The sequence below is a fragment of the Propionicimonas sp. genome (genome assembly GCF_034927565.1).
GTDB lineage: Bacteria > Actinomycetota > Actinomycetes > Propionibacteriales > Propionibacteriaceae > Propionicimonas.
In genome coordinates, this window is the sequence record NZ_JAYFPT010000031.1 from 1 (window position 1) to 23,424 (window position 23,424).

The following is a 23,424-nucleotide window of genomic DNA, read 5'->3' on the forward strand; positions in this document are numbered from 1 at the left end:
GCAACAGGCTTCGTTGGCCGGCGGTGAGGGGCAGTTGGGTGCTCGGCACAGGGTTCATCGGGATGCTCCGTTTTGCGGGACGACTGACGGGTTGTCCACACATCCCAAGCCCATTTGGCGAACCCTCATGGACACCCACCACCCTTCCGGTGTGCACATTCGAGGAAGGAGACCGTGATGGGCATCACCGTTTGGCGGATCATCGCTGCGACACCGGCACTGGCGTTCAGCCTCTGGATGGGGCTGGCGATGTGGGCACTGGCACCCGGCTACGTCAGCGCGACAGTGACCGCGCTGTGGGCGGTGATGCTCGTCGTCGCACCGACCCGGGCAGGGCAGGACGCGCTGATGCGGCTGCTGCTACCCGCCCGCGCACCCAACCAGGTGGAGGAGGGGGCGCTGGCCGACTCGATCGCTGGGATGCGTCAAACCGGACCTGCGGCCGCCAAGTTGGGTGTGCGGGTGGTCGGGATGCCCGATGTCGCTGCAGCGGGCTGCGGCCGGCACAACGTCGTCGTCACCCGCGGCGCCGTGCTCGCGCTTCAGGCGGGTCGCCTGCCTGCAGACCAGATGACGGCTCTGTTGGTGTCCGCGGCCGGCCAGGTCGTCGGTGGCGCCACCCGCTTGGAATGGCCGCTGAGCGTCCTGACCCTGCCTTGGCTTCCGTTCCGGGTCCTGCTGCAAGCCTTCATGATCACCTTCGGTACGAGCCGGCCTGTCCGGTTTGCGCTCAAGGTGCGCGGCCTGTACGCCATCGCGGCGTTCATCCAAACCACACTCGAGGGCCACCCCCTGATCGGCGTCGGGGTGCTCGCCACGCTCGCAGCAACCTACGGGCAGCCCTACGCCGCCCGCCAGGTCGTGCGCCGCCAGACGCGGGCCGGCGACCAGTACGCGGCTGAACAAGGACATGGACCTGGTCTGGCGGAGTTGCCGAAACAGTTGCGTTCGTGTCCCGTGAGGCGCGCACAGGTTGAGAGAGGGCTGGACTGAAGGCCGTCGATGTCGCTGCGTTCGAAGTCCTCGATGAACTGAGGATGGAGACCACGCCCGGCGAGGCCAAGGCGCGTCTCGGCAGGCTCTCGACCCGGCTCTGGGCCTTTGCTGACGGCGCCACAGTCGCGCCGCGGGCGTCAAGTCGCGGCGTGTTGCCCGCCAGGCGACCCGCGCGCTCAGTCGATCGCCAGCGCGGCGTCGGCAGCCTCCTTGATCGCCTGGACCGCGCGCCGCGCCTGCTTCGCGTCCCCGATGACCCAGCACGGGATACCGAGTTCGCCGGCGCGTTTCTCAAACGGTTCGGTCGGACGAGAGCGTGCGCCGATGGCGATCACCACGGTGTCGTAGGGCAGTTCGCGGGTCTGGCCGTCCTGCTCGTAGACAACCACGTCCGGCGTGATCTCCTCGCAGCGGGCACCAGTCCTCAAGTCCACGCCAGACCTGCCCAATTCCTCCAGCACGCTGATCCGTCGGATCTGGCCGATGTCCTCACCGATCGCGCCGAGCATCTCGAGCACGACCAGCGAATCGACCTTGTCGACCAGGTATTCGGCGACCTCGAGGCCGACCAGCCCGCCCCCGATGACGACCACTCGTCCGGTCGGGAAGACCGCCTGGGTGAGCACGTCGTGCGAATCGACCACGCCGGGCAGGTCGCGCCCGGGGAAGCTCGGCATGATCGGGGTCGCGCCGGTGGAGATGATCAGTGCGTCGGCCCCGTCCAACCGGTCAGGGGTGAGTCGGTCGTGCAGCCGCACCTCGACGCCTTCCTTCAGCAGCGTCTTGCCCATCGCGATGGCGGCCTGGCGCATCTCGGCCTTCCGTGGCGCCATCCCGGCCAACAAGAACTGGCCACCCAACTCATTGGTCGACTCGAACAGCACCGGATGGTGCCCGCGGCGGTGCAGCAGCGTCGCGGCCTCCATCCCGGCCACCCCGCCGCCGGCGATGTAGACGACCTTGGGGTCGGTGGTCGGCTTGAGCTCGTAGTCCGACTCCAGCCCGACCGACGGGTTGCGCAGGCAGGTGATGTGCGGCATGTCCGGGGAGACGAAACCGTCCGGGTCAAAACCTGAAGCCGGGCAAGGTCATCGACCCGGCGCTGTCGCTGTACGACAAGTTGGGCTGAGCGGGCTGCCCGGGGCGCCGCCGGCGGACGCCGAGAGGTTCGACTTCACGCCGACCGTCGATTGGCTCACCCTTCAGCTGGGACCTGATGATGGCTGTCCGTCGGGACGTAGCGGGCGGTTCTGCGCTCGCCGACCATCTTCAGCATCCCCTTGTCGGTCATGCGCTTCAGCAGGGCGCGGGCCTCGGTCGGGGCGAGCTGGCAGAGTTCGGCAGCCTGAGAGCGCGCGATACTGCCGTAACTGCGCACGTACTCTGAGACGAGCTGTTCCTGCTGGAGTGGATCCATTGCCCGGACGCGAACGTACGCGTTGCGATCCTGGGCGAGGTCGTAGAAGCGCGCGGTCAAATGGAACCGGCGGTTGCGACCGCTCCCGCGGGCCTCAATGACGCCCATCTCGACGAGTCGGGTGGACGTCGTCCGCACGGCACCGGACGGGAGAGCCAATGCTTCCGCAAGCTCGCCGTTGGTGGCCGAACCTGCAGCCTTGAGTTCGTGGACCAGCCGGAGCTCGTCCAAAGCCAGCGGACGCTGCCGCGAGTCTTCGAAGGTCAACAAGAAGCGCACCAGATCCAGATCGACCGAACCCAGAGGGACAGCCACCGATACCAGTTCCGGGTTTGAGGCCGTGTAGTCGGGGACTTCCCTGCCGGCCCTCAACTGCGCTTCAAACATTTCGTTGATGCCTTTGCCTTTGCGCTCGACCAGGCCCACCCGCCGGAAGGCATCGGCAAGGATCGGGCTCCGCGGACGGCTCTGCTCGAGCATGTTCTCAACTGTTATCCCAGGTGGGAATCCGCCGGGGTTGCTGACTACGAACTGCGTGTCGGTGAGCCTGATCGTCGTCGGACCGAGTTCCGCGTAGTCCCGATGGACCAGCGCATTCGCCACCGCTTCGCGTCGCGTCCGTTCTGGCATCAAGTCGATGTCCACCCTATGGATGCCGGCGGTGAGTTCCGTCGTCGTATTGCGCAGGTCGAGAAGCGCGGCAATCTCCTCAGCGATGCGCAAGAGCGGGCCCCGCAGCCGCAGGTTGGCGTGGAGGCCACCCTCGCGCAGGTCCTGGAAGAGGAACTCGGCGGTCGGAACCCAGCGGTCCAACGCGGCATCGCGGCCGAAGAGAAGAATGGCTCCAAGGCCGAGAGAGCCGTCATGGTGCAGCAGGCCGAGTGCCTTGCAGATGTCTGTGTCAGACAGCTTGGCCATCGACTCCTGCCCCGATGTGGCAGCACACCGCCGGCGGAATCGTTCGAACTCCACTGGGTCGAGGTCGGCCATGCTGGCACCACGAGCCGGGGCAGCTGCGTAATCGATCCCCCGGGATACCAGCCCCAAGCTCACTATCTCGTAGGGGGTCATCGGGATGCAGGTCGGTCGCCCGTCCGTACCGATAGCGCGCTTCACGAATAGGCCCGACTTTGTCGCGACCGGTCCTGGGATGGCCTGCGGCACCTCGATGACAATGACCTCTACGCCCGCCACCTCGTGAACCGACACGTCAACGGCATGCGGCGGCTCGGTCAGGTTCTGGATGGCTGCTGCGAGTCGCATCGGACTCGTCTGAGTGTCGTGCCGATGCTTCGCCCCCGTGATGGCGCCGTCATCCTCGACTCCCAGGAGCAGGGTGCCGCCTTGGCCATTCGCGAGACACACGACAGTCTCGATGACCTGTCGGTCGTTGACTGAGCCTCGCTTGAACTCAACGGTGAGGGATTCGCCAGCAGCCACCACAGCGGCCACATCGAGGTGTTCACGGTCCGCGTCGAGGTTCACACGGTCAGTCTATGCATAAGTTTGATGCGGCTAAGGACATCTGGGTTTCGAGTTCATAGTTTTTGAACTTTATGAGTTGGATCTATCTTCTTGGGCAGTGGACTGCCTCCTGGGGCGGCGAAGGGTCGAGCAGGACGCGCACGGGGCTGAATCGCGTAGTGGTGCACGCTGAGCGGCTGAACCAACGCGCGAACGACAACTGGCGCTCGACTACGCGAGCCCGACGAGACGGGCGAGTGGGTGTGAACAGCCCCAGGCGGAACTGACTCGCGCGCGAGTCCGTGCACCCGTCGACGCCCGTCATCGGGGCACGCGTCCGCCGCCGGATGGACCGCCCCGGGGATGTCGGGCGGCGGTCGGCGGCTGGGGTGGCCGCGGTCAGAACTTGGCCGAATCTGAACCTTTTCCAGACTCCCTGCCAAGACGAGGGCTGCGATCCTGACAACCGACGAGGTCCAGGCTTGGCAGCGGAGGAAGTTGCGATGGGGTGGGGTATGTGGCTGCTCATGCTGGCCGGCACCGTCGCCTTCTGGGGTGTCATTCTGCTTGGGCTGCGGGCCCTGCTCGAGGTCCGGGAGGAAGACGGAGCGGCCCAACCCGAGCAGGCCATGGATCCTCCCGCGAGCCGGCCCGTGGTCACCGCACCCGAGTTTCAGCAATCACCACCCGGCGATGACGTCAGCGCTCTCGAATCGGACAGCAGGACGCCATCGCCGACACCAGGAGCCAAACGATGAACCATTTTTCGCGGCGGAGCATCCTGCTCGGAGGTCTCGGTCTCGGGGCTGCGGCGCTGGCAGGCTGCACACCGGCCGGCCCGACAGGCGGACGCGAATCCTCGAGTTCGGCCCCGGTTCCCTCGTTGGCCGTCCCGACCCCCGGACAGCGGGTCGTGGAGCAGACGCTCACGGCGAGGCCTGTCACCCTCGATCTGGGCGGCTCCCAGGTTGCGACGTGGGCGTACGGTGACTCCGCGCCCGGGGCCGTCATTCGCGCCACGGCAGGCGAATTCGTGCGGGTCACCGTGGACAACCAGCTTCCTGCGGACACCAGCATCCACTGGCACGGCATCCGGCTGCCCAACGCCGCCGACGGCGTCCCCGGCATGACCCAGGACCCCATCCGAACCGGGGAGAAGTTCGTCTACGGGTTCACCGCAACCGACCCCGGGACCTACTTCTTCCACCCGCACGTGGGGGTCCAACTGGACCGGGGGCTGTACGCGCCGCTCGTGATCGACGACCCGCGCGAGCCCGGAGCCTACGACGCCGAGTGGATCGTCACCCTGGACGACTGGGTTGACGGCACCGGGCGGACCCCCGACGACGTGTTGAACGAGCTGATCGAAGCCGGCGGCTCGGCGGGTTCCGGCGGAATGGGCGGCATGGACCACGGCTCGCACGGCGCCGGAGAGACCCAGCAGCCGTGGGGCGACGCAGGGGACGTCACCTACCCATTCTTCCTCGTCAACGGACGGGTGCCCACGTCCCCCGAGACGTTCACCGCGAAGGCGGGCCAGCGGGTGCGGCTGCGGATCATCAACGCCGCCTCCGACACGATCTTCACCGTCGCCCTCGGCGGGCATGTGCTCACCATCACCCATACCGACGGTTATCCGGTGGTCCCTCAGGAGACAGGCGCGCTGTTCATCGGGATGGGCGAGCGGTACGACGCGGTCGTCACCCTGGGTGACGGCGTGTTCCCCCTGGTCGCGCGCCCGTTCGGCAAGGCCACGGGTGGCCAGGGGCTGGCGTTGATCCGCACCGGTGCCGGCTCCGCGCCCGGCCCGGACGTCACCCCCACGGAACTCACCGGCACCGCGCTGATCGGGTCGGAGCTACGACCCGACGAGTCGGCCCGGCTGCCGTCCAGGACCGCGGACGCGACCGCGCAGGTCACCCTCGAGGGCTCGATGAGCCCCTACCGATGGGGGATCAACGGCGCGCCGTTCGGTGAGAACGAGCCTCTCACTGTCAGGGCGGGGGAGCGGCTGCGCCTCAACGTGATGAACATGACGATGATGACCCACCCGCTGCACCTGCACGGGCACACCTTCGCGCTGGCGTCCGGCCTGCGCAAGGACACCGTGCTGCTGGCCCCCATGCAGTCGATGCCCATCGAACTGGACGCCGACAACGCCGGCAACTGGGCACTCCACTGCCACAACATCTACCACGCCGAGGCGGGCATGATGATTGGCCTGCAGTACGTCACCTAGCAGAGTCGAGGTTGACTCAACCTTGACCGTTCCCACAGCGGGGGCGCACATTCGCCGGGCAATGTCAGGGTGAAGCATCCGACCTCGGCAATGGAGATCAGACATGGACCACAACGCATCTCGCCACTACCAGCGCACCAACCTCGCCAGCGCCGACCCCGTGGACAGGTTCGTCGCCGACCCCCACGTCTCGGCCGGCCAAGCCGACAGCTCCTCGCCGAAGGAGTCGCACAAGGGACACGGCTGGATGCACTGGGCGATGTGCGCGCCGATGTTGCTGGTCGTCGGGTACCTCGTCCTGACCGGGTCAGCCGGCGGTGGCGCCGTCGTCTATGCGTTGGGCTGCGTGCTCATGATGGGCGTGATGATGCTCCTGATGAACCGGTCCGGGGGCGGCCACTCCGGACACCGGCACTAGTCGGTCCGGTACCGTCGCAGCGCAGGGGGTTTTTGGCCGTGTGGCCCGTTCTCTTCACAATCTTCGGTTTCCAGGTGCAGTCGTACGGAGTGAGCAAGGCACTGGCCGCACTGGTCGGGGCGTATCTACTCGGACGGGCATTCCGCCGGCTCGGGTACTCGGTGGAAGTGGCCCACTCCTTGGTCCTGTGGGCCACCGTGTGGGGGTTTGTCGGCGCCAAGTTGTACTTCTTGGCCGACAACTGGCAGCACTTCGACCTCCACATGTTGGGTGGCTCCGGGTTCGTCTGGTACGGAGGGCTCATCGGTGGGGCCCTCGCGGTGGTGGTGATCACCCGCCGTCAAGGGCTACCGCTGGGCACGGTTGCGGGCGCCATGGCGATCCCGTTGTCCGTCGCGTACGGGATCGGCCGCATCGGGTGCTTCCTGGCTGGAGACGGCACCAATGGGACGCCCACGGACCTCCCGTGGGGGATGGCCTTCCCCCACGGCATCGTCCCGGTCGATGTGCCCGTCCACCCCACCCAGCTGTATGAAACCGCTGGTGCCTTCTTGATTGCAGCTGTCCTGTGGGTTCTGGGTCGTCGCTGGCGGCCAGTCCCCGTGTTCGGCGCGTACCTCGCCCTCAGTGGCGCGGCCAGGCTCTTGGTCGAGTTCGTCCGGGTCAACGACCGAGTGCTGTTCGGCCTGTCGGAGGCGCAGTTGTTCGGCATCGTGAGCATCGCCGTCGGTGCCGGCCTGATAGCAGTCGACCGCAAGCGGTCTCGGCCAATGCCAACCGAGGATGTCGCGATGCCAGTCGAGGCGGCCGCAGCCCGGGTGTGACCCGTGGCGGATCTTGGGCGGATCTTGACCCGGCTCACGTCGCCCACAAACGCTGGGTGGGCAGGCTTCTGCTCATGGACCCGACACTCCCGCACTACCGCGCTGTTACCGGCGATCCAATCTCCGGCACCGCGGTCGTGACACGTGCCACCTGGTGGAGCACCCTGTGGGCAGGAGTTCGAGCTGCGACGGGAGCCCTGTTGGGGCTCGTGCCACACGTCATGCACCACATCGGTTTCCTCGCCGGCGCGGCACTGCTCACCGGTGTGGTCGGCAACTCGGTGCTGTACGCGGCAGGCCTGCTGTTGAGCATCCCGATGCTCAATCGGCTGCGGAAACGGTTCGGCACCTGGAAGGCCCCCGTCATCGGCGTCGCGGTGTTCAGCGCCCTGTTCGCGCTGTCCGCCTTCGTGATCGGCCCGGCGTTCAACCCCACCGACGCGGGCCCCGCACCGACGATCGAACAGGCCGGCACAGACGCCGAACATGCGGGGCACCACCCGTGACGGGCCGACGGAGCAGACCGAATCTTGACGTTGCCTTGACGAACCGCCACGGGTTGGCCCGCGAGCATGGAGCACTGTGAATACCCTTGAGCCAAGTCACCAACTGCCGGGCCCCGACACCAACCGCCCCAGCGTCACGCTGGTGACGAGCCCGGCATGCCACCTGTGTGAGGACGCCCACGCCGAGCTTCTCGACCGGGTCGCGCTCGGGCAGCTCAGCCTGGATGTGGTCACCGCCGAGTCGGACCGTGGGCGTGCCCTGGTGGAGCAGCACCGGCCGGGTCTGTTCCCCCTCGTGCTGCTCGATGGCGCCTTCTTCAGTGCCGGCCGGCTGCCACGCCGCAAGCTTGACGCTGTTCTCGCACGGAAGGTGACCGCCTGATGGGGGCCGAACTCCTGGCCACCGGCAGCATCCTGGCCGCCTTCTTCGCGGGCATGGTCGCACTGTTCGCGCCCTGCTGCATCGTGTTCCTCGCACCCTCCTACCTGGCGGCCGCGGTCAAGAACAACCGCTGGCGGCTGCTGCCGCTGACCTTCGTCTTCGCGGCTGGGTTGGCGCTGGTGCTGGTGCCGATCACATTGGGGGTGAGCCTGCTCGCGGGTGCGATCGCGAAGTACCACGTGCCGCTGTACTGGGCCGGCGGCCTGCTCATGATCGGCCTGGGATTCCTCGCCCTCAGCGGCCGGATGTGGTCGATGCCCTCGGCGCTGCGAGCACCGGACACGACCCGGGGCGACTCTGCCACCTTCTTCAGCCTGGGCGTGTTCTCGGGAATCGCATCCAGCTGCTGCGCCCCCGTGCTGGCCGGCGTGATGACGTTGTCGGCACTGTCGGGCAGCCCGTTCGGTGGTCTGGTGCTCGGGCTTGCGTTTGTGTTCGGCATGGTGATCCCGCTGCTGCTGATGGCCCTGTTGTGGGACGCGGCGGGGCTCGACAAACGCCGTTGGGGCCGCGCGAAGCCACTGCGGTTCACGGTGGCCGGCCACAACCTGCACACCAACAGCATCAACCTGCTGGTCTGCCTGGCGTTCGTGGTCATGGGCATCTGGGTCATCACGCTCGCCGGGTCGCCGACGATGACCGGTTCGGGAACGTGGTTCCAGCAGGCAGCCGGTGACTGGGTCACCCGGGTCGCCCAGGGCATCCTGGCCTGGCTCGCCCCCGTCCCGGACGCCATCCTGGGTGTCGGCCTGCTGGCACTGGCGGGCGTGTTCGTGTGGGCCACACTCCGCGACCGTCGCCGCCCCATCGCAAGCGGCCACCCGGACGACGCCGCCAATGCCGACGCGGCGGCTCACTGCCACAGCGAGTCCGCCGCCGACCAGCCCATCGCTGACCACCACGAAACCTCGAGGAACTGACCACCATGCCAACGAACCAGAGCACCAGCACGACCAGCCGGCGGCAGCAGCTTCAGGACCGGCGGGCACGGGAAGCCGCCAGCCAGGCCAAACGCCGACGCGCGATCAGGTTGGCGACCGGCCTGGTCGCCACGCTCATCGTCGCCCTGATCGGGTTCGGCCTGTGGAGCGCCCGACCCGTCCAGGGTGGCCCGTCCGGCCAGGCACCCGACTTCACCCTTCGGACGACCGCCGGCACCACCGTCTCCCTGTCCGACTTCCGCGGCAAGCCCGTCATCCTCTACTTCAACGAGGGCGCCGGATGCGGTTCCTGCACCCAGCAGATGGCCCTGATCGAACAGAACCCGGGGTTCGCCGAGGCGGGCATCACGGTGCTCCCGATCGTCATGAACACCGCCGCCCAGATCCAACCCGACCTGGACACCTTCGGCGTCACCACCCCCTACCTACTCGACGACGGGACCGTCTCAAAGGCTTACGACACCCTCGGCAAGGGCATGCACCCCGGCATGCCCGGTCACGGCTTCATCCTGATCGACGAGGACGGCAACCAGCTCTGGCACGGTAACTACCCCTCCATGTACCTCGACCCCGCCGAGCTCCTCCAGGAGGCCACCAGCCGGCTGTGACGCCGGGTCGGCAGCGGGCAAGGTTCGGTCAAGACTCGTCTGCGCGGGCCGCGCCGGTGGGGTCTTGCCCGGATCTTGACCCAAGCGTCACTGTCTGTCGACCTCTGCTGTCCAGGATGGTGTCATCGTCGGATTGGAAGGAGCTGGTTATGGAGAGGTCAGCCACCTATGGGGTGCGCGGTCTGGCGTGTGTGGGCTGCCTGGTGAGCGTGATCGAAGAAGTACGTGCCCTGCCCGGTGTGAACGAGGTCGGGGTTGACTTGATGCCGTTCGGCGAATCCCTGTTGACGGTCGTCCCCGCCGGGGCTGCGACCACGGCGCAGGTACGAGCCAGCATGAGGCGGGTCGGGTTCGAATACATCGGGCGGCGCAACAATCGCCGACACGAGCGGCCCAAGCGGTAACAGCGTCAAGTGAACCCCGGGGAACTCCCCTGGCCGACCTGGCATCCCTGTCGGTCGACGACAACGCCCCGGCTGCACTGCGTACGCCGCCCCTTCTCAGCCCGACGCATGCGCGATCGCCGGCCGCAGAGGTCTGCGGCAGATCACACAACCAAATCAGCACCACCACAAATGAGGAGCCAATCATGTTCGGCAGGAAGCCCAAGAAGGCAGCCACCATGGCAATTGACCCGGTCTGCGGAATGACCGTCGACCCCGCCAAGGCGGCCGCCACCCGGGAACACGACGGGACGACGTTCTACTTCTGCTCCGCCAGTTGCGCGCAGACCTTTGACGCCGACCCGCATCGCTACGGCCACGGGGAGTCCCACACTCACGGCCACTGACCGCGGCGGCCACCAGCGGCGCTGAGTCAGTCCCGACCGCAATGAGCAGAGCCACCGCTCTTCGGCGGTGGCTCTGCTCATTGCGGTTTTGTGCGAGGACGCAGCCACGTCCCCTGGGCTTCAGCTGGGCAGGCCTGCCCAGCCGGCTTCGGCCGTCGGCATTCGCAGCGTTGTCCTGGCCATCGGGAAGCCTTACTGGTGGCGCGCGAGGGTCTGGTCGGCAGCCTGGTCTGTGCGGCAGCACGAGCTGGGTTGGGCCTCGCCTGCGCACTGGCAGTCTGCCGAATCGTGGCTGCAGGTGTGGGGTTCGGTATCGGCGGAATCATGGCAACACGGCATCATTTTCTCCTTGAAGGGTCCGGCGAACTGTGTGTTCGCTTGGCGGTCCAGCCATCCTTGCTGGGCCGGATGAGTGTTGGGATCGGGTTCGATGAAGGCTCGGTCAAGACCGTCGCTGCGCTGTTCGCCCATGTCGAAGAAGAAGGCGTGGGGGACGCTCCCTGCAATTCCGCTCCGGCCGACGGTGCGGCCGGAGCGGAATTGCAGGTGCGGAGCTGCCACGCCTACGCCACGGTCAGCGGGTGCCCGCCGGCACCGGCGCGATGGGCTCCGGCTCTCGGACGGCGGGCTGCGGCGCGGCCGGGGCCTGATGCGCGGGCAGCCTGAGTCGCTTGAGCAACAGGGCGTTGACAGTGACGATGACCGTTGAGCCGGACATGGTCAGCGCCGCGATCTCTGGGCGCAGCATCAGTCCGAAGGCGGGGTAGAACACGCCGGCGGCGATCGGCAGCGCGATCACGTTGTACCCGACGGCCCAGGCCAGGTTCTGGCGTTCCTTCCGTACGGTGCCCTTTCCGATGCGCAGCGCGACCGACACGTCCAGGGGGTCCGAGCGCATCAGGACGATGTCCGCGGTTTCGATCGCCACGTCGGTCCCCGCTCCGATGGCGATACCGATGTGGGCCCTGGCCAGCGCCGGGGCGTCGTTGACGCCGTCCCCGACCATCGCCACGGTCTTGCCGGCCCGCTGCAACTCGGCGACCTTGTTCGCCTTGTCGCCGGGCAGAACCTCGGCGATGACGGTGTCGATGCCCAACTGCTCGGCGATACGCCGGGCGGTCGCCTGGTTGTCGCCGGTGAGCATGACAACCTCGATCCCGGACTCGTGCAGAGCGGCGACGGCCGCAGCGGCCGTCTCCCGGGCGGCGTCGGCCAGGGCGATGACGCCCACAGCGCGTCCGTCCACCGCGACGAGCACAGCTGTTCGTCCGGACGCGGCCAACTCGTCGCGCCGCTCTGCCAGGTCGCCGAGCTCGACGTTCTCGCTGGCCATCAGTCGTCGGTTGCCCACCAGCACCCGACGTCCTTGGACGGTAGCTGTCGCGCCGTGCCCGGGTACGTTGAGGAACTCGCTCGCGCTCCATATGGGCAGACCCAGCCGATCGGCGTAGGCGTCGATCGCCCTGGCCAGCGGGTGCTCCGACTCGCGTTCGACCGCGGCCACGAGAGCGAGCATCTCATCCTCGCTCATGTCGGCGGCGATGACGTCGGTGACCTCCGGTTCGCCCTTGGTCAGGGTGCCAGTCTTGTCCATCACCACCGTGTCGATTGCCGCGGCACCTTCCAGGGCAGTGGCGTTCTTGAACAGCACCCCCCGCTTGGCTCCCAGCCCGGTGCCGACCATGATCGCCATGGGGGTCGCCAAACCCAACGCGTCGGGGCAGGTGATGACCACGACGGTTATCGCGAAGAGCATCGCCTGCGCCACGCCGGCGCCGGCGAGCATCCAGGCGATGAACGTGACGGCGCCGCCGACCAGGGCGACCAGCACCAGCCAGAACGCGGCCCGGTCGGCCAGTCGCTGGCCCGGGGCCTTGGAGTTCTGGGCCTCCTGAACCATCTTGACGATCTGCGCCAGTGCCGTGTCCGCGCCTACCTTCGTGGCGCGGGCCCGCAACGTGCCGGTGGTGTTGATCGACGCACCAATCACCTCCGCCCCCGGCGACTTGGCCACCGGCATGGACTCGCCGGTTACCATCGATTCATCGACCTCGGACTCCCCCTCCTCCACGATCGCGTCGGTGGGGATCTTGGACCCGGGCCGCACCAGCAGCAGGTCTCCGACGACGACCTCGGAGGTGGCGACCTCCACTGGCTGGCCGTCACGAATCACAACCGCCTGGGACGGGGCCAACTCGAGCAGCGTCCGGACGGCGTCGTTCGCGCCGCCCCTGGCCCGCATCTCCAACCAGTGCCCAAGGAGGACGAAGGTGGTCAGGACCGCGGCCGCCTCGTAGAAGACCTCGCCCCCGCCGGTGAATGTGACCACCAGGCTGTACAACCAGCCCGCCCCGACCCCGACCGCGACCAGGACCATCATGTCCAGCGTCCGGGCCCGCAGTGCTCGGTAGGCGCCGTCGAAGAAGATCCAGGCGGAGTAGAACACCACCGGTAGGGACAGGATCAGGGAGAACACATCGTCGCGCAGCCCGAAGGGCGCGGGGACCGTGAAGCCCAGTACCTCCCGCCCGATCGGGGACCAGAGCAGGATCACGACCGACAGCACGGCGGCGACCACGAAACGATTGCGCATGTCCCTGGTCATGTCCGCCATCGACCCACCATGCCCGCCATGGCCCATCGCCGCATGCGCGGACAGATCGGTCTCCGCACCGCCCGCATGTGCGGCGTGGGCTTCGGGTGCGGCGTGGGCCTCGTGTCCGGCGTGGGCTTCGGGTGCGGCGTGGGCTTCGGGTGCGGCGTGGGCCTCGGTCGGGGCGGCTTCAGCCATCGGATCGCACACGTGGTCGGGCACGGACTGCCCGGCGCAGTGGTAGCCGCAATCGTTGACCCAGCCGACCAGCTGGGCCACCGAGGTCTTGTCCGGGTCGTAGGTCACGGTCGCGGTCTGGGAGACCGCGCTGGCCTCTACCGCGAGGACGCCGGGGCGCCGCAGCAGCGTCTTCTCAATCACTGGTTCCGAGGTGGCCCAGTGCAGGCCGCCGACCTCCAGGACCGTGGTCTGATTCGTCATGGTCGATCCTTCCCATCCCATAGCCGAGTGGTGGTGAACCGACGGGCCGGCGGATTCCGGCCCGTCGTCGTGTCCCAAGTTGTCGTGCCCTAGGTGGTCGTGGCGCGCACCGCGTCGGGGAGGAAGTCGCGGCGCATTCCGAGGACCTCGTCGGTCATTGCGATCGAGACGGCGCCGTCGGTCACGGTGCCGGCCAGTGCCCGGATGGCGTCGATGGTCTCGGGCACGACGATCGCCTCGTTGTAGACCTGGTAAGTCAGGAAGGACTCATCCCCCTCGACTGTCAGGACGTCCTCCCACACTGCGACCTCCCACATGTCCCCGCGGGGCCGGCCCAGGTCGCGCATGAGTTCGACCGTGGTGTTCAGCGCTGTGAGCCCGTCCGCCATCCGGATGAACGCGATGCGGGGTGCGGCTCGCAACGCTTCGAGGACCTCCTCGCGGCTGGCCTGCCGGGTGAGCTGCAGGCTCCAGTAGTGGTTGTGGGTCTGGGTGTGCGCCGCCTTGGCCGCCATGGTCACCACGTCCAGGTCCGGCAGGACGGTGCGGGCGTCCGGGCCCTGGTGGGACGGGATGGTGGCCTCGGGGACCACGGTGTTCATGATGCCGCCCTGGTGAGACTCGCCCGGGTCGGTCGCCCGCCGGACCAGCACCCCGCGGGCCCGGGCAAGTAGGCCCGCGTCCTGCAGGGCCCCGAGCACGCGGACGATGCTGGTGGTGTTGCACGAGACCACCCTGGTGGTGTCCCGGCCCAGCGCGGTGGCGTAGTTGGCCTGGGCGACGAAGGAGTGCCCGGTGGTGGCGTGGGACTCCCCGCCCTGGAAAACGGCCTTGACGCCGGCGGCCCAGTACGCCTCGAGGTTGCGCGCGGCGACCTTCTTCGGGGTGGTGTCCACCACCACGTCCACCCGGCCGAGCAAATCCGCCAGGGTGCCGGCCACCGGCATCCCGCCCGCCCTCATCGCGCTGGCGGCGTCCTCCGTTGCCGCGAACACGCCAATGCCAAGTCCCACAGCCGCGCGAACTCGCCAGTCCGTCGCGACGTCCGCCACCCCGACAAGCTCCATGTCCGGCATTGCGCGGACGGCGTCCGCCACCCGCTTGCCGATAACTCCGTAGCCGTTGACTGCAATCCTGATGGTCATGTCTGTCTCCTTGTATTCGTTTGGTGTGGTGTGTCTTTCGTGTCAACTGCGCACGAGCCGGGCGATGGCCTCGGAGGCCTCCCGGATCTTGTCCTTTTCGATCGGTCCGCCGACCCGGACCGCATCGGCGAGGCAATGGTGCATGTGCTCGTCCAGCAGGATCAGCGCCACGCCCTGCAGTGCACGAGCTGCGGCGGAGACCTGGGTCAGGACATCGATGCAGTAGGCGTCCTGCTCGACCATCCGAGTGATGCCGCGCACCTGGCCCTCGATCCGGCGCAGCCTGTTGACCAACTGAGGGTTGCTGACGGCCTCGCCGTCGGCAAGCGGTGTGATTTCCATCGTCCAGTTCCTCCGACTGCTGTCCAGGGCGGTCCTGCCCGGTGTGGGGTGTCCACCCCGGGCAGGACCTGGGACGTCAGGCCCTCGCCGCCGCGTACTTGGCTGGGTCGGCCTTGAAGGTGGCCGCGCAGTGGCTGGAGCAGAAGTGGTAGGTGGCGCCTTCGTACTCCACAGTGTCGGCCGCAGTTGCGGCGTCGATGCTCATCCCGCAGATGGGGTCCGTGACCTTCGCGGACTTCTTGAACATGTCTTCCTCCATTGTTGTTGTGGTTGGGTTGTCTTCCTCATCGCGCCCGATCTCCACCACCGGGTCGGTGGCGGGCACACGGACGACGTCTGGTACCGGGTGCGCGTTGAAACTCCGCAGCCGGTTGGCGTTCGTGACCACCGACAGCGATGACAGCGCCATCGCTGCTGCGGCGATCATCGGGCTCAGCGTGATCCCGAAGGCGGGGTAGAGCGCGCCGGCGGCGACCGGGATCCCGATGCCGTTGTACAGGAACGCGAAGACCAGGTTCTGCTTGATGTTGCGCATCGTTGCCCGTGACAGGTCGACGGCCGTGATGAGCCCGGACAGTGCGCCGGAGATCAGGGTGATGTCGGAGGACTCGATGGCCACGTCCGTGCCCGTGCCGATGGCGGACCCGACGTCGGCCTGGGCCAGGGCCGGGGCGTCGTTGATGCCGTCGCCGACCATCCCGACGATCTTCCCCTCGGCCTGCAGACGCTTGACCTCGGCCGCCTTGTGCTCAGGCATGACCTCCGCCACGACCCGGGTGATGCCGACCTGACGGGCGATTGCAGCAGCGGTGTCACGATTGTCACCGGTCATCATTACGACCTCGATACCGCGCTTCTGCAAGGCCGCGACGGCCGCCGCCGATCCCTCCTTTACGGTGTCGGCGACCCCGATAACGCCCGCAGCCCGCCCGTCGATTGCAACGAGCATCGGGGTCTTGCCGTCCCCGGCCAGCCGCTGGAGGTCGTCGTTCAGCGCAGCCGGGTCGATCCCAGCGGTTGACAGCAGCCGCGCGTTGCCGACGAGCACCTCCCGGCCGGCAACCAGCGCTCGCACGCCCTGGCCGGTGACGGAATCGAACGTGGTCGCAGCAGGGATGCTGAGCCCACGGTCCCGCGCCCCGGCCACGATCGCGGTGGCCAGCGGGTGCTCCGAGGAGGCCTCCACCGCGGCCGCCAGGGCCAGGAGCTCGCCGGTCGCGAAACCCTCGGCCGGCAGGACGTCGGTGAGTGCCGGGGCGCCCTTGGTGATGGTGCCGGTCTTGTCCAGTACGACCGTGTCGAGCTTGTGCGCCGTCTCCAGCGCCTCGGCGGAGCGAATCAGGATGCCGTACGAGGCAGCCTTGCCGGTTCCGACCGTGATCGACATCGGGGTGGCGAGCCCGAGGGCGCATGGGCAGGCAATGATCAGCACCGAGACGGCTGCGACGAGCGCGAAGATGAACACCGGCGGCGGGCCGACCAGCACCCAGACGACGAAGGTCCACAACGCGATCACGAGCACGGCGGGCACGAAGTAGCTGGACACCTGGTCGACGAGGCGCTGGATCGGCGCCTTCGAGCCCTGCGCCTCCCGGACCAGCTTGATGATCTGGGCCAGCATCGTGTCCGATCCGACCTTGGTGGCCCGGTACTTCAGGGCGCCGGTGCCGTTGATGGTGGCGCCGATGACGGTATCGCCGACAGACTTGGTCACCGGCATGGACTCGCCGGTCACCATCGACTCATCGACCGAGGAGGAACCGCTGATCACCTCACCGTCCACCGAGAGCTTCTCGCCGGGCCGGATCAGGACGATGTCACCCACCTGTACCTCATCCACCCCGATCTCAAGTTCCTGTCCGCCACGCTCGACCCGGGCCATCCGCGGCTGGAGTCCGATCAGCGCGCGGATCGCTTCGCCCGTGCCGGCCTTGGCCTTCGTCTCGAGCAGGCGTCCCACCAGGATCAGGGTGATGATCACCCCGACCGCCTCGTAGTAGACGTGGCGTAGCGCGTCGGGCAGCAGCCCGGGCAGGAAGGTCACCACCAGGCTGAAGCCGAAGGCGGCGGAGGTACCCAGGGTGATCAGGGAGTTCATGTCAGCGGTCCGGTGTGACAGCGCCTTCCACCCGGTGCGATGGATCGGCCAGCCGGCGTAGAACATCACCGGGGCGATCAACAACAACTGCAACCAGGGGTTCATCATGAACTGCGGCACCCAGGTCGCACCGAACAGTTCGACAGCCATCACCGCGACCAGAACCGGCGCCGTGAGGACCGCACCGACAGTCAGCCGACGGGTCAGGTCGCGGATCTCGGCAGCGCGCTCAGCCTCTTCGGCGTCGGCATCAGCCACGGGCCCGCCAACTGCGGTTGGCTCCGACCCCAGTTCCGTCTCCGGCCGCTCCAGGAGGGCGACGGGCGCGGCAGCGGGTGCTTCCCCAGCAACCCGCACGACCCCCGAGACCATGTTCATCCCACACGCGAACCGGTACTCACCGGCCTCGGTGGGGAGGAACTCGACTGCGGTCGTCCGGTAGGCAGGCAGCGCCGCGTTCACCCTGAAATCAGGCATGACCACGCGCGATGTGCACTCGCCGCTCTCCTTCCGGTCGAAAAGAAGCCTTACCGGCGTGCCGGGATGGACCCCCTCGATCACATTCGGGCTGTAGCCACCGTCCACGGTGACCCGCACCACCTGCGCGCCGTCCTCCATCTCGACCCGACCCGCGCGGCGCGGGCCGAAGAAGAACCAGACCAACAATGCGGTCGCCACCACGGCACCTGCCACGAGCAACCATTCCATGCAGCTCACCCCTCATCCCTATATACCCCCAGGGGGTATCTCGACTGCACTCACGGTAGGCCGCAGGTCGCGGGGAATCCAGAGTGATCTGGTCAAGATCGCGTCAAGACTCACTGCCGCCCTCGCCGACCTGCGGGCCTCGTCCGGAGCGCGGTCATACTTGCCATATGACGAGCGCGAGTGAGGTACCGACCAAGGTGTTGATCGTGGACGACGAGCGAGCACTCGCCGCCGTCATCGCGTCCTACCTCACCCGGGCGGGCCACCAGGTGGTCCAGGCCCACACCGGCCCGGACGCCGTCACCCTGGCGAGAGTCGAGGACCCGGACGTCATCATCCTCGACCTCGGGCTGCCCGGGCTCGACGGCATCGAGGTGTGCCGCGAGATCCGAACCTTCTCGGACTGCTACATCCTGATCCTGACCGCGCGCGGCGACGAGGTCGACCGGCTCATTGGGTTGTCGGTCGGGGCCGACGACTACCTCACCAAGCCCTTCAGCAACCGCGAACTCGTCGCCCGCGTCCAGACGGTGCTGCGGCGACCACGCCGCCAACCGGCCGTCGCCCCCGCGATCGAGGAGCAGCGGGTCTTCGGTGACCTACGCATCGACGCCGCCGGACGCGAGGTCTGGGTCGCTGGCGTCCCGGTCGCGCTCACCCGCACCGAGTTCGACATCCTGGACGTACTCTCCGCCCAGCCCCGCCTCGCGCTCAGCCGTCGCCAGGTCATCGATGCGGTCTGGGACACCGCCTGGGTCGGTGACGAACACGTCGTCGACGTCCACGTCGCGAACCTGCGCAAGAAGCTTGACGACGACCCCGCCGAGCCGCGCTACATCACCACCATCCGTGGGGTCGGCTACCGGATGGGCCGCGGATGACCCGCCTGGTGGATGCGATAGGAGGCTGGCGGCTCGGCACCAGGCTCTTTGTGGCCCAGGCGATCGTGTTGCTCGCCATCGTGGCCAGCGCCGGACTGACGGCCGCCCTGATCGGACCACCGCTGTTCCACGCGCACCTGATCGATACCAACTACCCGCCCGACTCGCCCCAGATCTTCCACATCGAAAGGGCGTATGCCGACGCCAGCCTGATCTCCCTCACCGTCGGGCTGCTGGTCGCGCTGGCGGCGTCGCTCGGGATCTCGTGGTACCTGACCCGCCGCATCGGCCGGCCGGTCGAACTGCTCACCCAGGCGGCGGCCCGGCTCAGCCGGGGTGACTACGACGCCCGGGTCACCGTGCAGGGCGGCGGCCCCGAACTGAGCACCCTGGGGGACACGTTCAACACCATGGCCGACCGCCTGAACGACGTCGAGGCCACCCGCCGCCGCCTGCTGGCCGACCTCGCCCACGAGATGCGCACCCCGATCGCCACCCTCAACGCACATCTCGAAGGCGTCGCCGACGGCGTCCTCGCCTGGGACGACAACACCCGGGCCATCGTCGAACAGCAGGTCGAGCGTCTCACCAGACTCGCCCGCGACCTCGAAGAGGTGTCCCGTGCAGAAGAAGGACGCGTTGAACTGCAGACCAGCCTCCAGCCGCTCACCGACCTCGTCGAGCCGGTGATCAGACAGACCAGGAATGCCTACGACCGCAAGGGCGTCACCCTCACCGCCGCGGTCGACGACTTGCCGGTGCGCGCCGACCCGCAACGCTTCGCGCAGATCCTCGGCAACCTGCTCAACAACGCGCTGCGGCACACCCCCCAGGGCGGGCGCGTGGACGTCACGTCGACCACGACTCCGGACACCGTGGTCATCAGCGTCACCGACACCGGTCAGGGCATGAGCGAGGAGCAACTGGCGCACATCTTCGAGCGCTTCTACCGCGGGGACTCCGCGCGGGAGTCCGACAGGGGCGGGTCCGGCATCGGACTCACCATCGCCAAAGCCCTGGCCGAAGCCCATGGCGGCAGCCTCACCGCCACCAGCGCCGGGGAGGGCCAGGGCTCGACCCTGCGGCTCACCCTTCCGCGGGGGCTGCACCAGCCGGGCCCGGGACGCTGACCGGCGGCGCACGTGCTGAGCGCTGCCAGCCGTGGTCTCACCGCGGGCGGCGAGGCGAGATTCAGCTTCGACGGCATGACACGCCTGGGTATCATCCCCGACGAACTGGCAGCCGAGCTGAAGTTGAGTGTCAGGCCGCGCAATGTGCTGGTTCACGAATACTTGAACGTCGATCTGAACAAGGTGGCGGAATCGCTGCCCCAAGCGATCGACACCTACACCGAGTATCGGCGCCAGGTGGCGCGCTGGCTGCTCGCACAGCGTGCCCGCTAGCCGCGGACCGCCAGCACCGCATCCCAGAGGGCGTCGGCCACCTGGAGGAGACGTGGGAGATCCTCGGACGTGCTGGACCGCCGCGTCCTCAAGATACCGCTGCTGAATGGGTTCTTCGCGTTGGTCGCGATCGGCATCATGGGCATCGGCTTCGGCTTCAACCTTGGAGGTGGGCCGGAAATCGGCACAGACGACAATGTCGCGAGAACCCTACCAACGCGGTCGGGGCACAACGCCCAATGAGACCTACGGAACTGTATGAACCCTGCGGAATTCCACTTGCTACCCAGCGCCCTAGTGGGGGAACACCCCGCCCGCTCTGATCGTGTCCCGGCGGGCCTCGTCATGGGCGTGGCGGATCAGCCGGGCCGCGCGCAACAGGCTTCGTTGCCCGGCGGTGAGGGGCAGTTGGTTGATCGGCGGCAGGTTCATCGGGATGCTCCGTTCTGGTGGAAGACTGACGGGTTGTCCACACATCCCAAGCCCATTTGGCGAACCCTCATGGACACCCGCCACCCTTCCGGTGGGCACAGTTGAAGGAGGGAGACCGTGATGGGCATCACCGTTTGGCGGATCATCGCCGCGGCAGCGGCACTGGCGTTCAGCCTCTGGATGGGGCTGGCGATGTGGGCCCTGGCACCCGGCTACCTCAGCGCAACAGTGACTGGGGTGTGGGCGGCGATGCTCGCCGCCGCACCAACCCGGACCGGGCAGAACGCAATGATGCGGCTGCTACCCGCCCACCCGCCGAACCCGGCGGAGCAACGAGCTCTGGACGACCCCGTCGCCCGAATGCGTCAAACCGGACCACCCGCCGCACGGCTGGGTGTCCGGGTGGTGGACATGCCCGGTGTCGCCGCAGCAGGCAGTGGCCGGCACAACATCGTCGTCACCCGCGACGCCGTGCGCGAGCTGCAGGCCGGCCGCCTGCCCGCAGACCAGATGACCGCGCTGCTGGTGTCCGCGGCCGGCCAGGTCGTCCGCGGCGCCACCCGCTGGGAATGGCCGATCACCGTCCTGACACTGCCCTAGCTACCGTTCCGCGTTCTGCTGCAGGGATTCATGGTCGTCTTCGGTACGAGCCGGCCCGTTCGGTTCGTGCTCAAGGTGCGCGGCCTGTACGCCATCGCGGCGTTCACCCAAACCACACTCGAGGGCCACCCAATGATGGGCGTCGGGGTGCTCGCCGTTGTCGCAGCGGCCTACTGGCAGCCCTACGCCGCCCGCCGGGTCGTGCGCCTCCAGAAGCGGATCGGAGACGAGTACGTCGCCGAACAAGGTCTCGGACCCGCACTGGCGGACTTGCTGTCTGGCCTCGGCCCGAGCCCGGTGTGAGAGTGAGGACTGCACATCCTCACCTAACCGTGAACAGCCACGACCCGTAGTGGTCAACGGCCCACGGCATGGTCGCCGCGACGACTCCCGACTCGTCTGGAGGGTTCAAGGCAGAACAACGCGACGGCGGCACCAGCTACGCCAACTCGGACGCCAGCCGACTGAGGTTCTCGGCGAGCTGCTTGTCGCGCAGGCGCGCAGCGTGCTGATAGATCATGGCCGCGTCGGGTGTCGCATGCCCGAGCCTCGCCTGCAGCTCGGCAGTCGTCGCACCGGCCTGAGCGGCCAGCGTCGCACCGGTGTGGCGGAGGTCGTGAAACCGCAAGTCCGGTCGGCCCGCCTCGCGTCGGGCCCGATCCCAGTGGCGGTACAGAACCGACTCATGCAGGTAGCCACCCTTGGCCCCGGGGAACAACAGCGAATCAGCTCCGGAGGCAACGTGAGCTGCCAGATGCTGCTGCAGCAGGGGTACGACATGGGGCGGCACTGCCACGCGCCGCAGACCCGCCTTGGTCTTCGGCGGCCCCACCCGTGCTCCACCGGGCAGGAAGCTGACCGAGCGGGCGATCCTCACCTCAGTTGCGTCTCGGCTGACGTCCTTGCGCCGCAGAGCAGCGATCTCCCCGTATCTCATGGCGCACCAGGTGGCCAACAGGACGGCGAGTTTGAGCCGGTCCGGCATCGCAGACACAATGGCGTCCAGTTCACCGAGGGACGCCGGCTCGATCTCGTGCTTCCGCCTGGCAGCGCCAGCACCCCGGATCTGAACTGGCGAACTGGGTATGAAGCCCTCACGTACCGCGGCGTTCATGATTGCCCTGAGAAGCGAGTAGGCCTTGGAACGCGACCGCGCCGGTGCGCTGCTCAGCGTAACGTCATGCCAGGTGCTGACCCTGTTGCGGGTCACGTCGGGCAGCTTGGTCTCCCCCAGTGTGGGCAGGATGTACCGGTCGAGAATCCGCTCATAGTCCAACACCGTGAGGGGTCGCAGCCGGCCATGCCCGGCGCTCTCCTGTAGCCAGGATGACGCGAACGACTGCACAGTGAGCGCCGCCGCGAACTCTTCCCGCGCCTGACGCTCCTTGCGCTCCTCTGGTGGTTCCCACTCGTCCAAGTCCACGAGGCGTCTTTCAGAGGCCAGCCAGCCTTCGGCGTCCGCCTTGGCCGCGAAGGTGTCATCCGCCAGATGCCGATCCTGGTCGGGACCGACGTAGGACGCCTGGAATCGCCCCGATGGGAGCTTCCGGATCGCACCGAAGCCACGTCTGTACCGAGGGTCTGCCCTCCGCGTCTCCATCGTGTCTGCTCCGCTCCGCTCGCCGGCAGGTTCCATCCTGCTCCGCGTGCAATATACGTGCAATAGTGGACCCGGAAAGTGCCAACTTCTGCCTACTCTGGCTACTGGGCACCCCACACACCAGCCGAGACGTCTTGCCTAGTCGGCGAGCACAAAATCCCACCTCACAACGGGCGGCCCCAGCAGGAATCGAACCTGCGACACAAGGTTTAGGAAACCTCTGCTCTATCCCCTGAGCTATGGGGCCATACCGAACGCAGCTAAGCGTAGACCCAGACGCCGACTCGGCCAACCCTTCGTCCGCAATCTGCCGCTCGCGACGGCGAGTCTCCGGGAATCGGGACGAGCGATTCGTCTCGACGGGGAGGGCCGAGACCGGCCGCGGTAGGCGCCCGGCGGGCGATCAACAGCGCGTCCGGCCCCCTCGAAGATGGGCCGTCAGAGGCCGTCAGACCAAGATCATTTCTTCCTTGGCAACTTTGTCCACGGCGCCTTGCATTCAGTCCCGCATAGGTTATTGTTGGTGACGAAAGCGG

At 67.7% G+C, this 23,424-nt stretch carries 24 protein-coding genes and 1 tRNA gene; 16 read left to right on the plus strand and 9 right to left on the minus strand.

The window, feature by feature from the left end:
* Window positions 1-177: 177 nt before the first annotated feature.
* Window positions 178-993, plus strand: a complete 816-nt coding sequence (locus tag VB080_RS06570; RefSeq protein ID WP_323417640.1) for a hypothetical protein — start codon at window positions 178-180, stop codon at window positions 991-993.
* A gap of 179 nt (window positions 994-1,172) precedes the next feature.
* Here the strand turns inward: VB080_RS06570 and VB080_RS06575 are convergent, their stop codons facing one another.
* A complete protein-coding gene (locus tag VB080_RS06575; protein WP_323417641.1) occupies window positions 1,173-2,036 on the minus strand; it encodes an FAD-dependent oxidoreductase in 864 nt (287 codons plus the stop codon).
* A gap of 155 nt (window positions 2,037-2,191) precedes the next feature.
* Window positions 2,192-3,898: a DNA glycosylase AlkZ-like family protein gene (locus VB080_RS06580; RefSeq protein ID WP_323417642.1), complete on the minus strand. Its 1,707-nt coding sequence runs from the start codon at window positions 3,896-3,898 to the stop codon at window positions 2,192-2,194.
* Between the two features lie 494 nt (window positions 3,899-4,392).
* Between VB080_RS06580 and VB080_RS06585 the strand changes: the two genes are divergently transcribed.
* The 10 genes from VB080_RS06585 (at window position 4,393) to VB080_RS06630 (ending at window position 10,645) form a co-directional block, all read left to right on the plus strand.
* A complete protein-coding gene (locus VB080_RS06585; protein ID WP_323417643.1) occupies window positions 4,393-4,635 on the plus strand; it encodes a hypothetical protein in 243 nt (80 codons plus the stop codon).
* Window positions 4,632-6,116: a multicopper oxidase family protein gene (locus VB080_RS06590; protein WP_323417644.1), complete on the plus strand. Its 1,485-nt coding sequence runs from the start codon at window positions 4,632-4,634 to the stop codon at window positions 6,114-6,116. The genes VB080_RS06585 and VB080_RS06590 overlap by 4 nt, the downstream gene beginning before the upstream one ends.
* A 103-nt stretch (window positions 6,117-6,219) precedes the next feature.
* Window positions 6,220-6,534, plus strand: coding sequence for a hypothetical protein (locus VB080_RS06595; protein ID WP_323417645.1), 315 nt, complete (start codon window positions 6,220-6,222; stop codon window positions 6,532-6,534).
* A 38-nt stretch (window positions 6,535-6,572) separates the two neighbouring features.
* A complete protein-coding gene (locus tag VB080_RS06600; protein ID WP_323417646.1) occupies window positions 6,573-7,358 on the plus strand; it encodes a prolipoprotein diacylglyceryl transferase in 786 nt (261 codons plus the stop codon).
* Between the two features lie 209 nt (window positions 7,359-7,567).
* Complete coding sequence (locus VB080_RS06605) at window positions 7,568-7,864, plus strand: hypothetical protein (RefSeq protein ID WP_323417663.1); 297 nt, start codon at window positions 7,568-7,570, stop codon at window positions 7,862-7,864.
* Window positions 7,865-8,006: 142 nt separating this feature from the next.
* On the plus strand, window positions 8,007-8,246 hold the full coding sequence (locus tag VB080_RS06610; RefSeq protein ID WP_323417647.1) for a hypothetical protein: 240 nt from the start codon (window positions 8,007-8,009) through the stop codon (window positions 8,244-8,246).
* Complete coding sequence (locus VB080_RS06615; RefSeq protein ID WP_323417648.1) at window positions 8,246-9,226, plus strand: cytochrome c biogenesis CcdA family protein; 981 nt, start codon at window positions 8,246-8,248, stop codon at window positions 9,224-9,226. Before VB080_RS06610 ends, VB080_RS06615 begins: the two co-directional genes overlap by 1 nt.
* 5 nt (window positions 9,227-9,231) lie before the next feature.
* Window positions 9,232-9,855 (plus strand): peroxiredoxin family protein, encoded by a 624-nt coding sequence (locus tag VB080_RS06620; RefSeq protein WP_323417649.1) that lies wholly within the window; start codon window positions 9,232-9,234, stop codon window positions 9,853-9,855.
* Window positions 9,856-10,004: 149 nt separating this feature from the next.
* Window positions 10,005-10,259 carry a hypothetical protein gene (locus VB080_RS06625; protein ID WP_323417650.1) on the plus strand — a complete coding sequence of 85 codons (255 nt, stop codon included), beginning with the start codon at window positions 10,005-10,007 and terminating at the stop codon, window positions 10,257-10,259.
* 185 nt (window positions 10,260-10,444) lie between these two features.
* Window positions 10,445-10,645, plus strand: a complete 201-nt coding sequence (locus tag VB080_RS06630; protein ID WP_323417651.1) for a YHS domain-containing protein — start codon at window positions 10,445-10,447, stop codon at window positions 10,643-10,645.
* A gap of 574 nt (window positions 10,646-11,219) precedes the next feature.
* Here the strand turns inward: VB080_RS06630 and VB080_RS06635 are convergent.
* The 4 genes from VB080_RS06635 to VB080_RS06650 all read right to left on the minus strand — a co-directional run bounded on the left by VB080_RS06635 (window position 11,220) and on the right by VB080_RS06650 (window position 17,972).
* Window positions 11,220-13,679 (minus strand): heavy metal translocating P-type ATPase, encoded by a 2,460-nt coding sequence (locus VB080_RS06635; protein WP_323417652.1) that lies wholly within the window; start codon window positions 13,677-13,679, stop codon window positions 11,220-11,222.
* 89 nt (window positions 13,680-13,768) lie between these two features.
* Complete coding sequence (locus VB080_RS06640; protein WP_323417653.1) at window positions 13,769-14,824, minus strand: type II glyceraldehyde-3-phosphate dehydrogenase; 1,056 nt, start codon at window positions 14,822-14,824, stop codon at window positions 13,769-13,771.
* 42 nt (window positions 14,825-14,866) lie between these two features.
* Window positions 14,867-15,166: a metal-sensitive transcriptional regulator gene (locus VB080_RS06645; protein ID WP_323417654.1), complete on the minus strand. Its 300-nt coding sequence runs from the start codon at window positions 15,164-15,166 to the stop codon at window positions 14,867-14,869.
* 76 nt (window positions 15,167-15,242) lie between these two features.
* The gene (locus VB080_RS06650) at window positions 15,243-17,972 is read right to left on the minus strand and encodes a heavy metal translocating P-type ATPase (protein ID WP_323417655.1); all 2,730 of its coding nucleotides are present in this window, start codon (window positions 17,970-17,972) and stop codon (window positions 15,243-15,245) included.
* A gap of 167 nt (window positions 17,973-18,139) precedes the next feature.
* On the opposite strand from VB080_RS06650, the gene VB080_RS06655 reads away from it, so the two are divergent.
* From VB080_RS06655 to VB080_RS06665, 3 genes are read left to right on the plus strand one after another with little or no spacing between them, the layout of a single operon-like run.
* Entirely contained in the window at window positions 18,140-18,853 is a 714-nt protein-coding gene (locus tag VB080_RS06655; protein WP_323417656.1) for a response regulator transcription factor, read from the plus strand.
* The gene (locus tag VB080_RS06660; RefSeq protein ID WP_323417657.1) at window positions 18,850-19,983 is read left to right on the plus strand and encodes a HAMP domain-containing sensor histidine kinase; all 1,134 of its coding nucleotides are present in this window, start codon (window positions 18,850-18,852) and stop codon (window positions 19,981-19,983) included. Before VB080_RS06655 ends, VB080_RS06660 begins: the two co-directional genes overlap by 4 nt.
* Before the next feature lie 12 nt (window positions 19,984-19,995).
* Window positions 19,996-20,256 carry a DUF86 domain-containing protein gene (locus VB080_RS06665; protein ID WP_323417658.1) on the plus strand — a complete coding sequence of 87 codons (261 nt, stop codon included), beginning with the start codon at window positions 19,996-19,998 and terminating at the stop codon, window positions 20,254-20,256.
* A 294-nt stretch (window positions 20,257-20,550) separates the two neighbouring features.
* Here VB080_RS06665 and VB080_RS06670 read toward each other — a convergent pair whose 3' ends face one another.
* Window positions 20,551-20,688 (minus strand): hypothetical protein, encoded by a 138-nt coding sequence (locus VB080_RS06670; RefSeq protein WP_323417659.1) that lies wholly within the window; start codon window positions 20,686-20,688, stop codon window positions 20,551-20,553.
* Between the two features lie 120 nt (window positions 20,689-20,808).
* On the opposite strand from VB080_RS06670, the gene VB080_RS06675 reads away from it, so the two are divergent.
* Both VB080_RS06675 and VB080_RS06680 read left to right on the plus strand, forming a co-directional pair.
* Entirely contained in the window at window positions 20,809-21,288 is a 480-nt protein-coding gene (locus VB080_RS06675) for a hypothetical protein (protein WP_323417660.1), read from the plus strand.
* Between the two features lie 30 nt (window positions 21,289-21,318).
* Window positions 21,319-21,591: a hypothetical protein gene (locus VB080_RS06680; RefSeq protein WP_323417661.1), complete on the plus strand. Its 273-nt coding sequence runs from the start codon at window positions 21,319-21,321 to the stop codon at window positions 21,589-21,591.
* A 136-nt stretch (window positions 21,592-21,727) separates the two neighbouring features.
* Here VB080_RS06680 and VB080_RS06685 read toward each other — a convergent pair whose 3' ends face one another.
* Both VB080_RS06685 and VB080_RS06690 read right to left on the minus strand, forming a co-directional pair.
* Complete coding sequence (locus VB080_RS06685) at window positions 21,728-22,888, minus strand: tyrosine-type recombinase/integrase (RefSeq protein ID WP_323417662.1); 1,161 nt, start codon at window positions 22,886-22,888, stop codon at window positions 21,728-21,730.
* A gap of 174 nt (window positions 22,889-23,062) precedes the next feature.
* Window positions 23,063-23,135 (minus strand) — tRNA-Arg (locus VB080_RS06690).
* Window positions 23,136-23,424: the final 289 nt, after the last annotated feature.